12 protein-coding genes are annotated in these 15,566 nt (G+C 68.7%); 7 read left to right on the forward strand and 5 right to left on the reverse strand.

The window, feature by feature from the left end; genetic code table 11:
• The first annotated feature begins 123 nt into the window (after positions 1-123).
• Positions 124-1,485, forward strand: coding sequence for a glutamine synthetase family protein (locus ACZ7L5_RS07185; protein ID WP_328428208.1), 1,362 nt, complete (start codon positions 124-126; stop codon positions 1,483-1,485).
• Between the two features lie 54 nt (positions 1,486-1,539).
• Here the strand turns inward: ACZ7L5_RS07185 and ACZ7L5_RS07190 are convergent, their stop codons facing one another.
• Complete coding sequence (locus tag ACZ7L5_RS07190) at positions 1,540-1,992, reverse strand: VOC family protein (protein WP_362378018.1); 453 nt, start codon at positions 1,990-1,992, stop codon at positions 1,540-1,542.
• 11 nt (positions 1,993-2,003) lie between these two features.
• The gene (locus ACZ7L5_RS07195; RefSeq protein ID WP_471515101.1) at positions 2,004-2,516 is read right to left on the reverse strand and encodes a pyridoxamine 5'-phosphate oxidase family protein; all 513 of its coding nucleotides are present in this window, start codon (positions 2,514-2,516) and stop codon (positions 2,004-2,006) included.
• Between the two features lie 172 nt (positions 2,517-2,688).
• Here ACZ7L5_RS07195 and ACZ7L5_RS07200 point away from each other — a divergent pair, with 172 nt between their 5' ends.
• Positions 2,689-5,688 carry a bifunctional [glutamine synthetase] adenylyltransferase/[glutamine synthetase]-adenylyl-L-tyrosine phosphorylase gene (locus tag ACZ7L5_RS07200; protein WP_471515103.1) on the forward strand — a complete coding sequence of 1,000 codons (3,000 nt, stop codon included), beginning with the start codon at positions 2,689-2,691 and terminating at the stop codon, positions 5,686-5,688.
• A 30-nt stretch (positions 5,689-5,718) separates the two neighbouring features.
• On the opposite strand, the gene ACZ7L5_RS07205 is transcribed toward ACZ7L5_RS07200, so the two are convergent.
• Together ACZ7L5_RS07205 and ACZ7L5_RS07210 are read right to left on the reverse strand one after the other, a co-directional pair.
• Entirely contained in the window at positions 5,719-6,684 is a 966-nt protein-coding gene (locus tag ACZ7L5_RS07205) for a phosphatase PAP2 family protein (protein ID WP_471515105.1), read from the reverse strand.
• Positions 6,685-6,827: 143 nt separating this feature from the next.
• Entirely contained in the window at positions 6,828-7,862 is a 1,035-nt protein-coding gene (locus tag ACZ7L5_RS07210) for a LacI family DNA-binding transcriptional regulator (protein ID WP_471515107.1), read from the reverse strand.
• A gap of 382 nt (positions 7,863-8,244) precedes the next feature.
• On the opposite strand from ACZ7L5_RS07210, the gene ACZ7L5_RS07215 reads away from it, so the two are divergent.
• The 5 genes from ACZ7L5_RS07215 to ACZ7L5_RS07235 all read left to right on the forward strand — a co-directional run bounded on the left by ACZ7L5_RS07215 (position 8,245) and on the right by ACZ7L5_RS07235 (position 15,061).
• Complete coding sequence (locus tag ACZ7L5_RS07215; protein ID WP_363037530.1) at positions 8,245-9,513, forward strand: extracellular solute-binding protein; 1,269 nt, start codon at positions 8,245-8,247, stop codon at positions 9,511-9,513.
• Between the two features lie 111 nt (positions 9,514-9,624).
• The gene (locus ACZ7L5_RS07220; RefSeq protein WP_362378025.1) at positions 9,625-10,629 is read left to right on the forward strand and encodes a carbohydrate ABC transporter permease; all 1,005 of its coding nucleotides are present in this window, start codon (positions 9,625-9,627) and stop codon (positions 10,627-10,629) included.
• Positions 10,630-10,642: 13 nt separating this feature from the next.
• A complete protein-coding gene (locus tag ACZ7L5_RS07225) occupies positions 10,643-11,551 on the forward strand; it encodes a sugar ABC transporter permease (RefSeq protein WP_471515110.1) in 909 nt (302 codons plus the stop codon).
• A gap of 218 nt (positions 11,552-11,769) precedes the next feature.
• Positions 11,770-13,446, forward strand: a complete 1,677-nt coding sequence (locus tag ACZ7L5_RS07230) for a glycoside hydrolase family 13 protein (protein ID WP_471515844.1) — start codon at positions 11,770-11,772, stop codon at positions 13,444-13,446.
• 223 nt (positions 13,447-13,669) lie between these two features.
• A complete protein-coding gene (locus ACZ7L5_RS07235) occupies positions 13,670-15,061 on the forward strand; it encodes an alpha-amylase (RefSeq protein WP_471515112.1) in 1,392 nt (463 codons plus the stop codon).
• A gap of 30 nt (positions 15,062-15,091) precedes the next feature.
• On the opposite strand, the gene ACZ7L5_RS07240 is transcribed toward ACZ7L5_RS07235, so the two are convergent.
• Positions 15,092-15,415: a hypothetical protein gene (locus tag ACZ7L5_RS07240; protein ID WP_471515114.1), complete on the reverse strand. Its 324-nt coding sequence runs from the start codon at positions 15,413-15,415 to the stop codon at positions 15,092-15,094.
• Between the last annotated feature and the right edge of the window lie 151 nt (positions 15,416-15,566).

Raw genomic sequence — 15,566 nt, forward strand, 5'->3', positions numbered from 1 at the left:
GCTGTGGCGATCAAGGTGCGCAACGCGCCTGAAACGGTGTTGTGGTGTGATGCTCAGGTGCCCGACCGCCTCCCGCCGCACCGGAGACAGGCGGCCTGACCAGCAAGGATGGGGAAGCGCAAGATGGACAAGCAGCAGGAGTTCGTGCTCCGGACGTTGGAGGAGCGCGACATCCGGTTCGTACGCCTGTGGTTCACGGACGTGCTGGGTTTCCTCAAGTCGGTGGCCGTGGCCCCCGCCGAGCTGGAGCAGGCCTTCGACGAGGGCATCGGCTTCGACGGCTCCGCCATCGAGGGATTCGCCCGGGTGTACGAGTCCGACATGATCGCCAAGCCGGACCCGTCGACCTTCCAGATCCTGCCCTGGCGCGCCGAGGCCCCCGGCACCGCCCGCATGTTCTGCGACATCCTCATGCCGGACGGCTCCCCGTCCTTCGCGGACCCGCGCTACGTCCTCAAGCGCGCCCTGGCCCGCACCTCCGACCTGGGGTTCACCTTCTACACGCACCCCGAGATCGAGTTCTTCCTGCTGAAGCACAAGCCCCTGGACGGCTCCCGGCCCACCCCGGCCGACGAGTCGGGGTACTTCGACCACACCCCGCAGAACATCGGCATGGACTTCCGCCGCCAGGCGATCACCATGCTGGAGTCGATGGGCATCTCCGTCGAGTTCTCCCACCACGAGGGCGCGCCGGGCCAGCAGGAGATCGACCTGCGCTACGCCGACGCACTGTCCACGGCGGACAACATCATGACGTTCCGCCTGGTCATGAAGCAGGTGGCGCTGGAGCAGGGCGTCCAGGCGACCTTCATGCCGAAGCCGTTCTCCGAGCACCCGGGCAGCGGCATGCACACGCACCTGTCCCTGTTCGAGGGCGACCGCAACGCGTTCTACGAGTCGGGCGCCGAGTACCAGCTCTCCAAGGTCGGCCGCTCCTTCATCGCGGGCCTGCTGCGGCACGCGGCGGAAATCTCCGCGGTCACCAACCAGTGGGTGAACTCCTACAAGCGCATCTGGGGCGGCTCGGAGCGCACCGCGGGCGCCGGCGGCGAGGCCCCCTCGTACATCTGCTGGGGCCACAACAACCGCTCGGCCCTGGTCCGCGTCCCGATGTACAAGCCCGGCAAGACGGGCTCGGCGCGGGTCGAGGTCCGGTCCCTGGACTCCGGCGCCAACCCGTACCTGGCGTACGCCCTCCTGCTGGCCGCCGGCCTCAAGGGCATCGAGGAGGGCTACGAGCTCCCGCCCGGCGCCGAGGACGACGTCTGGGCCCTGTCCAACGCCGAGCGCCGCGCGATGGGCATCGAGCCGCTGCCGCAGAACCTGGGCGAGGCCCTGTCCCTGATGGAGCGCAGCGACCTCGTCGCCGAGACGCTGGGGGAGCACGTCTTCGACTTCTTCCTGCGCAACAAGCGGCAGGAGTGGGAGGAGTACCGCAGCGAGGTCACGGCCTTCGAGCTGCGGAAGAACCTGCCGGTTCTCTAAGGCTTCGCGCAGGGCGCGGGGTCGTGTTCACGACGCCGCGCCCTGCTCACGGCGTTACTGCCCGCGCTCGTTCACCTGTTCCGTCAGGAGCTGGTGCAGTGGCTTCGTGGCCCTCTGGCGGTACTCCTGGATCGACCAGCCGTTGCCGTCGGGGTCCTTGAAGTACATGAAGGTGGCGCCGTCGTCAGGGGTGTACTGGACCGGCTCGGAGATGTCGAGGCCGCGTTCGACCAGTTCCGCGTGGGCCGCCTTGATGTCGGCCACGCAGAGCTGGAGGCCCTGGTAGGAGCCGGGCTCGGGGACGGTCTCGCCCTTCGTCATGTCCCAGATGCTGTCGCCGAGGGCGATCGAACAGCCGGAACCCGGGGGCGTCAGCTGGACGATGCGCATGCCAGGCATGACCTCCTGGTCGATGTCGACGTGGAAGCCGACCTTGTCCCGGTAGAAATCGCGGGCCCGGTCGATGTCGCTCACGGGCAGCGGGATCACTTCGAGCGTGAAGTCCATTCCTGGTCCTCCTAGGAAAAACGCCAACGAGTCTGGCTGAACGGCTCACCCTTACCGAAGCCGAAAACCGTGCTCGGCGCCACCGAGTAGACGAAGGCCTGCCCCGCGCCGTGCCGGAAACAGCCGTCCGCCACGTCGAAGTGCCAGAAGCTGCCGTACTTCGCCTCCCACCCCGCGGCCAGCTCGCGTAGACGGGCCTCGTCGGTGATCCGTACCGCCTCGCCCTCGACCACTAGGTCGTAGCCCTTGTCCCAGCGGTTCGTGCCGGTCGTCAGGACGAGGTGCGGGTTGGCCGCCAGATTCCGCGCCTTGCGCTCCTCCGGGCCCGTGCAGAAGTGCAGCGCCCCCTGGGACCAGACCGCCGGCAACGGAGTCACATGCGGGCGCCCGTCCGGCCGTACCGTGGAGATCCAGAACAGCTCGGCCTCGGCCAGCAGCTTCTCCGCCTCGGGCCACGGGACCGCCGTGGCCGTCTCGTCGCTGTAGCGCCCATCCAGCCGGGTCTGCGGTTGCGTGTCAGTCATCGGACGGCCTCCAGATGTGTCGGCGGAATATGTCGTCGGACGTGTCCCTCGACAAGGAAGACCCCACGGACCACCCGAACTCATCGGCGCCACTGGCGGACTCTCCGGCTAGGCTCGACCGGGTACGACCTTGATCGGGCGCGCACGACCCCGATCGGACGGGAGGGCGAGCATGACGGCGCCGGGGCGCAGGAGCAGTACCTTCACGCGGCTGCTGCGGCACGGTTTCACCGACCCGTCGGACGCCGAGCGCCTCCTGGACAGCGACGAGCTCGCGCCGGTCAGGAACGACCCGGTCCTGCTGGAGGCCCTCGGCGCCACCGCCGACCCCGACCTCGCCCTGCACGGCCTCGTCCGGCTGCTCGAGGCACAGCCCGGCCCCGCCGCCCAGCGGGAGCTGGTGGACACGCTAATAGCGGCCAAGCCCCTGCGCGACCGGCTGCTCGGCGTGCTCGGCGCCTCCGCCGCGCTGGCCGACCACCTGGCCAAGCACGCCGGCGACTGGCAGGAACTGGCCATGTACGAGCCGCGGGATCTGCATCCCGGCGTGGAGGAGTTCGAGCGCGGACTCGCCGGGGCCACCGACCCGGTGTCCCTGCGCGTCGCCTACCGGCGCTGTCTGCTGTCCATCGCCGCCCGTGACGTGTGCGGCACCACCGATCTGGCCCAGACGGCCGCCGAGCTCGCCGACCTCGCCACCGCGACCCTGCGCGCCGCACTCGCCATCGCCCGCGCCGCCGCACCGGAGGACGCCGCACTGTGCCGGCTGGCGGTGATCGCGATGGGCAAGTGCGGGGGCCACGAGCTGAACTACGTCTCCGACGTCGACGTCATCTTCGTCGGCGAGATCGCGGACGGCGCCGACGAGGCCAAGGCCCTGCGGTCGGCCACCAAGATCGCCTCGCACATGATGCGCATCTGCTCGGAGACCACCGTCGAGGGCTCCATCTGGCCGGTCGACGCCAACCTTCGGCCCGAGGGCAGGAACGGCCCCCTGGTGCGCACGCTCAGCAGCCACCTCGCCTACTACCAACGCTGGGCCAAGACCTGGGAGTTCCAGGCACTGCTCAAGGCGCGCCCGGTGGCGGGCGACATCGAGCTCGGTGAGGCGTACGTCGCCGCGCTGGAGCCCCTGGTCTGGAAGGCCGCCGAGCGGGAGAACTTCGTTCCCGACGTGCAGAAGATGCGACGCCGGGTCGTGGAGAACATCCCCGTCGCCGACCTCGACCGCCAGCTCAAGCTGGGGCCGGGGGGACTGAGGGACGTCGAATTCGCCGTGCAGCTGCTGCAGTTGGTGCACGGACGGGACGACGTGTCCCTGCGTAGCGGTACCACGCTCGATGCCCTGCAGGCCCTCGCCGCGGGCGGCTACGTCGGCCGTGCCGACGCCGCGCAGCTCGACGCCGCGTACCGTTTCCTGCGCTCCATGGAGCACCGTATCCAGCTCTACCGGCTGCGTCGCACGCACCTGGTGCCCGAGGACGACGCCGACCTGCGGCGCATCGGCCGCTCCCTCGGCCTGCGCGCCGACCCGGTCGCCGAGCTGAACCGCGAGTGGAGACGGCACGCGAGCGTCGTACGGCGTCTGCACGAGAAGATCTTCTACCGGCCGCTGCTCGACGCGGTCGCCCAACTCGCCCCCGGCGAGGCCCGATTGAGCGCCGGGGCGGCGCGCGAGCGGCTCGTCGCGCTCGGGTACGCCGATCCGGCCTCCGCCCTGCGCCATCTGGAGGCGCTGGCCTCCGGCGTCAGCCGCAAGGCGGCGATCCAACGCACGCTGCTGCCCGTCCTGTTGGGCTGGTTCGCCGACTCGGCCGATCCGGACGCGGGGCTGCTGAACTTCCGCAAGGTGTCGGACGCGCTCGGCAAGACCCCCTGGTACCTGAGGCTGTTGAGGGACGAAGGCGCCGCCGCCGAGAACCTCGCCCGGGTGCTGTCGGCCGGCCGGCTCGCCCCCGATCTGCTGCTACGGGCGCCCGAGGCCGTCGCGCTGCTCGGGAACGGGGGCGGCGGCAGCGGGCTGGAGCCTCGCTCGCGCGGCCATCTGGAGCAGGAGATCATCGCCGCGGTGCGCCGCGCCGACGGTGACGTCCAGGCGGTCACGGCGGCCCGTGGGGTGCGCCGGCGGGAGCTGTTCCGTACGGCCGCCGCGGACATCGTCGACTCCTACGGCACCGAGACGAAGCCGCCCGAGGCCGACCAGGGGGCCCTTGTGGACCGGGTCGGGGCGGCGGTCTCGGGGCTCACGGCAGCGACGCTGGCCGGCACGTTGCGGGCGGTGGTGCGGGCCGGCTGGGGTGACACGCTGCCCACCCGGTTCGCGATCATCGGGATGGGTCGCTTCGGCGGGCAGGAGCTGGGTTACGGCAGTGACGCGGACGTCCTGTTCGTGCACGAGCCGCAGGACGGCGTCGACGAGCACGAGGCCGCCGTTGCCGCGAACCGGGTCGTCGAGGAGATGCGGCGGCTGCTGCAGATCCCGAGCGCGGATCCGCCGCTGCTGATCGACGCCGATCTGCGGCCGGAGGGCAAGTCGGGGCCGCTGGTGCGGACGCTGAACTCGTACGGGGCGTACTACCGCCGGTGGTCGCTGGTGTGGGAGTCGCAGGCCCTGCTGCGGGCCGAGGCGGTGGCGGGGGACGCGGATCTGGGGCGCCGGTTCATCGAGATGGTCGATCCGCTGCGGTTTCCCGCGGGTGGGCTCGGTGAGGACGCCGTGCGGGAGATCCGGCGGCTGAAGGCACGCATGGAGTCCGAGCGGCTGCCTCGCGGTGCCGACCCCAAGCTGCACACCAAGCTCGGGCCTGGTGGGCTCTCCGACGTCGAGTGGACGGTTCAGCTGCTTCAGATGCAGCACGGCTCGGCAGTGCCGGGACTGCGGACCACCCGGACCCGGGAGGCCCTCGCCGCCGCTTGCGGCGCCGGGCTCATCTCGGACGAGGACACGGCGATCCTGGACGAGGCGTGGGTGCTGGCCACTCGGGTGCGCAATGCCGTGATGCTGGTGCGGGGGCGGGCCGGCGACACGTTTCCGTCGGATCCGCGGGAGCTGGCCGCTGTGGGGCGGTACCTGGGGTACGAACTCGGTCACGTCGGGGACATGCTCGATGCGTATCGGCGTACCGCCCGGCGGGCTCGGGGTGTGGTGGACGAGCTGTTCTACGGGGGGTAGCGCTGCGGCCCGTGGGGGTGCGCGCAGCGCCTAACGGTGTGGTTGGGGTCGAGGCCGTGCCGTGGGGTCTCCGTCCGCGGCCGGGCGGCTCGGTTCCCCGGAAGGCTGCTCGGCGTTGACGCCCGCCGCTGCCGGCGGAGATACCCCGGCACGTCCCCTTGCCCTCCTTGGCGCGTGCGCTACTCGCCTGGGCAGTGCGTACGGCAGCTTTCCGTACCAGAGGCGGGCCACCGTGTAGCCGAACGCCAGGCAGATGAGGCCTCCTACCGCGTCCAGCCAGAAGTGGTTGGCCGTTGCGACGATCACCAGCAGGGTTGCCGTCGGGTAGAGGAGGCCCAGGAGGCGGACCCAGGGGATCCTTGCCAGGGCGAAGATCGTCAGGCCGCTCCAGACGGACCAGCCGATGTGCATGGACGGCATGGCCGCGTACTGGTTCGACATGTTCTTCAGGTCGCCCGAGGCCATCGAACCCCACGTGTCGTGGACCAGCACCGTGTCGATGAAGCCGGTGTTGGTCATCAACCGTGGGGGAGCGAGCGGGTACAGGTAGTAACCGACCAGGGCCACGCCTGTGGTGGCGAAGAGGACCAGGCGGGTGGCCGCGTAGCGGCCGGGGTGGCTGCGGTAGAGCCAGATGAGGACGCCCAGGGTGATGATGAAGTGCAGCGTCGCGTAGTAGTAGTTCATGCCGACGATGAGCCAAGTCACCGAGTTCACGGCGTGGTTGATCGACTCCTCGACGGCGATGCCGAGTTGGTGCTCCAGCTTCCAGAGCCAGTCGGCGTTGTGCAGGGCCTCGGTCCGCTGCTCCGGCACCGCGTTGCGGATCAGTGAGTACGTCCAGTAACTCACCGCGATCAGCAGGACCTCGAACCAGAGGCGAGGGCGGCGCGGAGTGCGCAGTCGGCGCAGGGGCCCCCGCCCCGTCTCGTCCGCGACGGGGGGCAGAACGGCCGCTTCCCGGCCTTCCAGTGTCGTCACGGTGGTGTCACCCATGGGCACAGAGTCTGCCAGAAAAGACTTCCCCGACCGATCATCCCGCGGTTGGGTTCAGGACGCACGTTCTACGGCCGGCGTACAGCTCCATACTCATACCAACGCAGGGGAGGGACCGGTCTATTCTCCGCCTCGCGGACGACTTAGGGACGATTCCTGTCACCGGGAGCCGAAGCGGTCGAACCCCGCACCACCAGCTCCGGCATGAACACGAACTCGCTGTGGGGGGCGGGAGTCCCGCCGATCTCCTCGAGGAGCGTGCGTACCGCGGCCTGGCCCATCGCCGGGACCGGCTTGCGGACCGTGGTGAGCGGCGGGTCGGTGAAGGCGATCAGGGGGGAGTCGTCGAAGCCGACCACCGAGATGTCCTTGGGGACGTCGAGGCCGAGCTGCCGGGCCGCCCGTATCGCGCCCAGCGCCATCATGTCGCTGGCGCAGACGATCGCGGTGCAGTCGCGCTCGATCAGAGCGGTGGCGGCGGCCTGGCCGCCCTCCAGGGTGTAGAGCGAGTGCTGGATCAGCTCGGTCTCGATGACGTCCGTCGGCAGGCTCAGCTGGTCCTGCATCGTACGGACGAAGCCCTCGATCTTGCGCTGCACCGGGACGAAGCGCTTGGGGCCAAGGGCCAGGCCGATGCGCGCGTGGCCCAGCGAGGCGAGGTGGGTGACGGCCAGGTTCATCGCCGCGCGGTCGTCGGGGGAGATGAAAGGTGCCTGGACCTTGGGCGAGAAGCCGTCGACCAGGACGAAGGGGACACCCTGGGCGCGCAGGCGCTCGTAGCGCTGCATGTCGGCGGTGGTGTCGGCGTGGAGGCCGGAGACGTAGATGATGCCGGCCACTCCGCGGTCGACCAGCATCTCCGTCAGCTCGTCCTCCGTCGAGCCGCCCGGCGTCTGTGTGGCCAGCACCGGGGTGTAGCCCTGCCTGGTGAGGGCTTGGCCGATGACCTGGGCCAGGGCCGGGAATATCGGGTTCTCCAGCTCCGGGGTGATCAGGCCGACGAGGCCCTCGCTGCGCTGGCGCAGGCGTACGGGGCGTTCGTAGCCGAGTACGTCGAGTGCGGCCAGCACGGACTGGCGGGTGGTCGAAGCGACGCCCGGCTTCCCGTTGAGGACGCGGCTGACGGTCGCTTCGCTGACCCCCGCCTGAGCAGCGATGTCGGCAAGCCGTGTGGTCACGGCACTGGACTGTACCGGCCGTATGTCGCCTTGCACACCAATCGGACGCCGTGGGCGACCTGTTGGCCGTCGCGGCCCGGGCTGCTGCGTCATCGCGCTCCCTCGTGAAAGTGATGGCAAGAGCTTGCAGAGTCTTGCACAACCCGCCTCCATGCCGCTCCACCGTTGAAAAGAAGCGTCTCACGGTGGTCGCCGAGCGGTCACACCCGGATAACTTCGGCGTTCCCTTGCACTTTTTTTCTGCAAGGTCTTTCGTAAGTCTTTCAACGCTGTTACGTTCACGTCGCCCGGCGGCCGCAACGGCGCAGTCGGCAAGACAGCAGAGGGCAGGCAGACGGGGCCGCCCCTGCATCACACGGGCTTTCACCCTCAAGGAGATCTCATGCGGCGTGGCATAGCGGCCACCGCGCTGGTGGCGTCCCTCGCCCTCGCGGCGACGGCCTGCGGCGGAAGTGACAGCGGCGACAGCGCCGACGGGCCGGTCACCATCACCTGGTGGGACACCTCCAACGCCACCAACGAGGCACCGACGTACCAGGCCTTGGTCAAGGAGTTCGAGGCCGCCAACAAGGACGTCAAGGTCAAGTACGTCAACGTGCCGTTCGACCAGGCGCAGAACAAGTTCGACACCGCCGCCGGCTCCAAGGGCGCCCCGGACATCCTGCGCTCCGAGGTCGGCTGGACCCCCGCCTTCGCCAAGAAGGGCTTCTTCCTGCCGCTGGACGGCACCGAGGCCCTCGCCGACCAGGCCAAGTTCCAGCCCAGCCTGATCGAGCAGGCCAAGTACGAGGACAAGGTCTACGGCGTTCCGTTCACCACGGACACCCTCGCCTTCGTCTACAACAAGGACCTGTTCAAGAAGGCCGGCGTCGAGGCCCCCAAGACCTGGGACGACCTGAAGAAGGCCGCCGCCAAGATCAAGGACAAGACCGGCGTCGACGGCTACTGGGGCTCCACCCAGGCCTACTACGCCCAGACCTTCCTCTACGGCGAGGGCACCGACACGGTCGACGCCGACGCCAAGAAGATCACCGTCGCCGGCGCCGAGGCCAAGAAGGGCTACGGCACCTGGCTGAGCCTCTTCGACGGCAAGGGCCTGCACAAGGCCGACACCACCGCCGACGCCTACGCCCACATCCAGGAGGCGTTCGTCAACGGCAAGGTCGCCGCGATCATGCAGGGCCCCTGGGAGATCACCAACTTCTACAAGGGCTCCGCGTTCAAGGACAAGGCCAACCTCGGCATCGCCACCGTCCCGGCCGGCTCGTCCGGCAAGGCGGGCGCCCCGACCGGCGGCCACAACCTCTCCGTGTACGCCGGCTCTGACGAGGCCCACCAGAAGGCCGCGCTGAAGTTCGTGAACTTCATGACGTCGCAGAAGGCGCAGGAGACGATCGCACTCAAGAACTCCACGCTGCCGGTCCGTGACGACGCCTACACCGCCGAGGTGAAGGCCGACCCGGGCATCGCCGGCTACCAGACCGTCCTCGCCTCCGCCCAGCCGCGTCCCGCGCTGCCCGAGTACAGCTCCCTGTGGGGCCCGCTGGACACCGAGCTGCTGAAGATCGCCGGTGGCAAGGAGTCCCTCGACAAGGGTCTGAGCACCGCCGAGACCTCCATCGCCAAGCTGGTCCCGGACTTCAGTAAGTAACCCCGAGTGGCCGCCGGAACTCCCCGACCATGGGGGGGAGAGTTCCGGCGGCCACCGGCCTGTGCGCCGTACACCCCCTGATCTGCCGAACTTCGAGAAGGTTGTCGAACCATGACAGTCGCCATCGACCGCGCGACCGGCAAGCGCCGCGGTGATCGCGCGCCGCGGCCCGGACTGCGCCAGCGCCTGAAGCACGGCTACCAGAAGCACTGGTATGCCTACGCGATGATCGCCCCGGTGGTGATCGTCCTCGGCGTTCTCGTGCTGTATCCGCTGGTGTACGGCTTCTATCTCACGCTCACCGACGCCAACAGCCTCAATTCGGCCCGCACGATCGGCGTCAACGAGATCGAGGCCACCTACAAGTTCATCGGCTTCGACAACTACGCCGACATCCTGTGGGGCGAGACGGCCTACGACCGCTTCTGGTCGCACTTCATCTGGACGATCTTCTGGACGGCGGCCTGCGTCACCCTGCACTACACCATCGGTCTGGGTCTCGCCCTGCTGCTCAACCAGAAGCTGCGCGGCCGCACCCTGTACCGGCTGATCCTGATCCTGCCGTGGGCCGTGCCGACCTTCGTCACCGTCTTCGGCTGGCGGTTCATGCTCGCCGACGGCGGCATCATCAACTCGTTCCTGGAGACGCTGCACCTGCCGACGCCGCTGTGGCTCGAGGACACCTTCTGGCAGCGGTTCGCCGCGATCATGGTGAACACCTGGTGCGGTGTGCCGTTCATGATGCTCTCGCTGCTCGGCGGACTGCAGTCCATCGACTCCTCGCTCTACGAGGCCGCCGAGATGGACGGCGCGAGCAGGTGGCAGCAGTTCCGGTACGTCACCGTGCCGGGCCTGAGGTCCGTCAGCTCCACCGTCGTACTCCTCGGCATCATCTGGACCTTCAACCAGTTCGCCATCATCTTCCTGCTGTTCGGCGACACCGCTCCGGACGCGCAGATCCTCGTCACCTGGGCCTACTACCTCGGCTTCGGACAGCAGCCGCGTGACTTCGCGCAGTCGGCCGCCTACGGCATTCTGCTGCTGGCCATCCTGATCGTCTTCACCTCCTTCTACCGCCGCTGGCTGAACCGCAATGACCCGCAGCTCGCGATCTGAGGCAGGAGTCCCCATGAGCACCACGACCGTCAAGACCACTGCTGCGGCGGACCAGCCCCCCAAGTCGCCGGGCGGACCGCGCGGGGTCCGCCGGGGCGAGAACAGCCGCAGGACGTCCGTCGTCTCCCACGGCATCCTGATCGTGGCGAGCCTGATCGCGCTGTTCCCCGTCGTCTGGCTGGTCTTCCTGTCCCTCGGCCCGGACAAGGACGACTACCTCCACCCCGGTGGCATCTGGGGGAAGATGACGCTGGACAACTACACGTTCGTCCTTCAGGAGACCAAGTTCTTCGACTGGCTGACGAGCACCCTGATCGTCACGCTGGGCACCACGCTGATCGGCGTCGTCATCGCCGCCACCACCGGCTACGCGGTCTCGCGGATGCGCTTCCCGGGGTACAAGAAGTTCATGTGGGTGCTGCTCGTGACCCAGATGTTCCCGGTGGCCGTCCTCATGGTGCCGATGTACCAGATCCTGTCCAAGCTCCAGCTCGTCGACAGCTACCTCGGTCTCATCCTCGTCTACTGCACGACGACCGTGCCGTACTGTGCCTGGCTGATGAAGGGCTACTTCGACACGATCCCGTTCGAGATCGACGAGGCCGGACGCGTCGACGGGCTGACCCCGTTCGGCACCTTCGCGCGGCTGATCCTTCCGCTCGCCAAGCCGGGTCTGGCGGTCGCCGCGTTCTACAGCTTCCTCACGGCCTTCGGCGAGGTCGCGTTCGCGTCGACGTTCATGCTGTCCGACACGAAGTACACGTTCGCGGTGGGTCTCCAGACCTTCGTCAGCGAGCACGACGCGCAGCGCAATCTCATGGCCGCCACGGCTGTGCTGATCGCCATACCCGTGTCCGCGTTCTTCTACTTCGTGCAGAAGAACCTGGTTACCGGACTTACCGCGGGTGGCACCAAGGGGTGAGCTGCGCCCGGCAGGGCCGCGATGGGTCGTCAGTTGTCTGCGGCTACGTCGTGGCTGGTCGCGCAGTTCCCCGCGGCCCTGAGGGGGCGCTGCCCCCTCACCCCCCTGAACCCGAGGCGGTCGCGGTGGCCATCCGACCCCGCTGTCACCGCGGCCGCCTCGTCATCACCGTTGTACGTACACCTGACCCCATGACCCCGTTACGCACCAAGGACGCCATGAGCCAGCAGCACTCCGCCATCGCCCCGGCACCGAACCCCGCCAAAGCCAAGCGCAGCGACTGGTGGCGGGACGCGGTGATCTACCAGGTCTATCCGCGCAGCTTCGCCGACAGCAACGGCGACGGCATGGGCGACCTGGAAGGCGTACGCTCCCGACTCCCGTATTTGCGCGACCTCGGCGTGGACGCCGTCTGGCTGAGCCCGTTCTACGCCTCCCCGCAGGCCGATGCCGGCTACGACGTCGCCGACTACCGGGCCGTCGACCCGATGTTCGGCAACCTCCTCGACGCCGACGCGCTGATCCGTGACGCCCATGAGCTGAGGCTGAGGATCATCGTCGACCTGGTCCCCAACCACTCCTCCGACCAGCACGAGTGGTTCAAGCGCGCCGTCGCGGAGGGGCCGGGCTCCCCGCTGCGGGACCGCTACCACTTCCGCCCCGGCAAGGGCGCGGACGGTGCCCTCCCGCCCAACGACTGGGAGTCGATCTTCGGCGGCCCGGCGTGGACCCGGGTCACCGAGCCCGACGGCACGCCCGGCGAGTGGTACCTGCACCTCTTCGCCCCCGAGCAGCCCGACTTCAACTGGGACCACCCGGCGGTCGGGGACGAGTTCCGCTCCATCCTGCGCTTCTGGCTCGACATGGGCGTCGACGGCTTCCGTATCGACGTGGCCCACGGCCTGGTGAAGGCGGAGGGGCTGCCCGACCTCGGATCCCACGAGCAGCTCAAGCTGCTGGGCAACGATGTCATGCCGTTCTTCGACCAGGACGGCGTGCATGTCGTCTACCGCCAGTGGCGCACGATCCTCGACGAGTACGCCGGCGAGCGCATCTTCGTGGCGGAGGCATGGACCCCGACCGTCGAGCGCACCGCCAACTACGTGCGCCCGGACGAGCTCCACCAGGCCTTCAACTTCCAGTACCTGTCGACGGAGTGGGACGCCAAGGAGCTCCGCGAGGTCGTCGACCGCACCCTGGACGCGATGCGCCCGGTGGGTGCCCCGGCGACGTGGGTCCTGTCCAACCACGACGTCACCCGCCACGCCACCCGCTTCGCCAATCCGCCCGGCCTCGGCACCCAGATCCGTACGGCGGGCGACCGCGAGCTGGGGCTGCGGCGGGCACGGGCGGCGACGCTGCTGATGCTCGCGCTGCCCGGTTCGGCGTACGTCTACCAGGGCGAGGAGCTGGGTCTGCCGGACGTCGTCGACCTGCCGGACGAGGTGCGCCAGGACCCGGCGTACTTCCGCGGCGAGGGCCAGGACGGCTTCCGTGACGGCTGCCGGGTGCCGATCCCGTGGACGCGTACGGGATCGTCGTACGGCTTCGGCACGGGTGGCAGCTGGCTGCCACAGCCGAAGGGGTGGGGCGAGCTGAGCATCGAGGCGCAGACCGGCGACCCCGACTCCACCCTGGAGCTGTACCGCTCCGCGCTGGCCGCGCGCCGCGCGCAGCCCGACCTGGGCGCGGGCGACGCGGTGGAGTGGCTGAAGGCCCCCGAGGGGGTCCTCGCCTTCCGGCGCGGCGAGTTCGTCTGCGTCGCCAACACCGGAGCGGAGTCGGTGACCACCCCGGCGTACGGCCGCGTGCTGCTCGCCAGCGGCGAGATCAGCGAGACCGACGGCGAGGCGAAGGTGCCGGGCGACACGACGGTGTGGTGGACGACGGCCTGACGCGTCATCACATAGCGAGGGCCCGCTGCTTCTCAGGCAGCGGGCCCTCTGCCGTTCCACGGAAGGCCTGGTGGGCGTGAGGGAGTTGAGGAGGGCGCGTCAAGGTTGCGGATGAAAGTACTTGCTATGACTTTCAACTCTCTTGCTGTAAACCTTTCGTGGCGGTACGTTCACGCCGGCGCCCGGCAAAGACGCCTGGCCGTCATCGCAAGGAGTTACGCCTGTGATATCGAGATGGTCCGTCACCGCGACCGCGACCGCGACCGTGCTCGCCGCCACTTCGGCGGCCCTGATGGCCCCCGCGACCCCCGCGTCCGCCTCCCCGCCCGGCACCAAGGACGTCACCGCGGTGATGTTCGAGTGGAACTTCGCCTCGGTCGCCAAGGAGTGCACCAGCACCCTCGGCCCCGCCGGCTACGGCTACGTCCAGGTCTCGCCGCCCGCCGAGCACATCCAGGGCTCGCAGTGGTGGACGTCGTACCAGCCCGTCAGCTACAAGATCGCCGGCCGGCTCGGGGACCGGACGGCCTTCCAGAACATGGTGAACACCTGCCACGCGGCGGGGGTGAAGGTCGTCGCGGACACCGTCATCAACCACATGTCCGCGGGCAGCGGCACCGGCACCGGCGGTTCGTCGTACACGAAGTACAACTACCCCGGTCTGTACTCCTCCTTCGACTTCGACGACTGCACCGCGCAGATCACCAACTACGCGGACCGTACGAACGTCCAGAACTGCGAACTCGTCGGCCTCGCCGACCTCGACACCGGCGAGTCCTACGTCCGCGGCGCCATCGCCGGGTACATGAACGACCTGCTCTCCCTCGGCGTCGACGGCTTCCGCATCGACGCGGCCAAGCACATCCCGGCCGCCGACCTCGCCAACATCAAGTCGCGCCTGAGCAACCCCTCGGTCTACTGGAAGCAGGAGGCCATCTACGGCAGCGGAGAAGCCGTCCAGCCCACCGAGTACACGGGCAACGGCGACGTCCAGGAGTTCCGCTACGCCTACGACCTCAAGCGCGTCTTCAACAACGAGAACCTCGCCTACCTGAAGAACTACGGCGAGGGCTGGGGCTATATGAGCAGCGGTGTCTCCGGCGTCTTCGTCGACAACCACGACACCGAGCGCAACGGCTCCACGCTCACCTACAAGGACGGCGCCAACTACACGCTGGCCAGTGTCTTCATGCTGGCCTATCCGTACGGCGCCCCCGACATCAACTCCGGCTACGAGTTCTCCGACCACGACGCGGGCCCGCCCAACGGCGGTACGGTCAACGCCTGCTGGCAGGACGGCTGGAAGTGCCAGCACGCCTGGCCGGAGATCAAGTCGATGGTCGCCTTCCGCAACACCACACGCGGTGAGTCGGTGACCAACTGGTGGGACAACGGCGGCGACGCCATCGCCTTCGGGCGGGGCGGCAAGGGCTACGTCGCCATCAACCACGAGTCGAGCAGCCTGACCCGCACCTACCAGACGTCCCTCGCGGCGGGCACGTACTGCAACGTGCAGAACAACACGAGCGTGACGGTGAACTCCAGCGGGCAGTTCACGGCCACCCTCGGCTCCAACACCGCCCTGGCGATCCACGCCGGCAGGACGAGCTGCTGAGCCGTCACGCCCCGCGCACGGCCACCCCTGTCATGCCTGCACACGCCGGCGCAGGGGTGGCCGTCCGAGTATCTCGATGTACATGATCCGGCCGTTCACGACGTCGAGAATCAGATCGCCCGACGAGGGCAACAGCGGCACACACCGATGGCCCGGGCCGTACGGCTGTCCGCCTGGATGATCCGACGTCCGGATGCTCTGGCAGAAGTCGTCCCCGCAGCCGCACTCGCCGATCATGCGGGCGTCCCACACGCATATGGCGAGCTCGCGTTTGCCCTCCTCCTCCAGGAGTTGGACCAGCTCGTCGACGAGCTCCGGGAAGACCTCGCGAACGAGAGGCGATTCCTGCTCCATGCGGGGACGGTAGGCGGGACCGGGCGCGCGTGGCGAGCGATTATGCGCCCTGTCCCGGTGTCTCGGACTGCTGACGCAGGGCAACTCGCCCTGCCGACAGCTCAGCTGAAAGTTCTTACCGATGCTTTCAAGCCTCTTGCTGTAAACCTTA

The sequence above is a fragment of the Streptomyces sp. NPDC107528 genome (assembly GCF_055639295.1).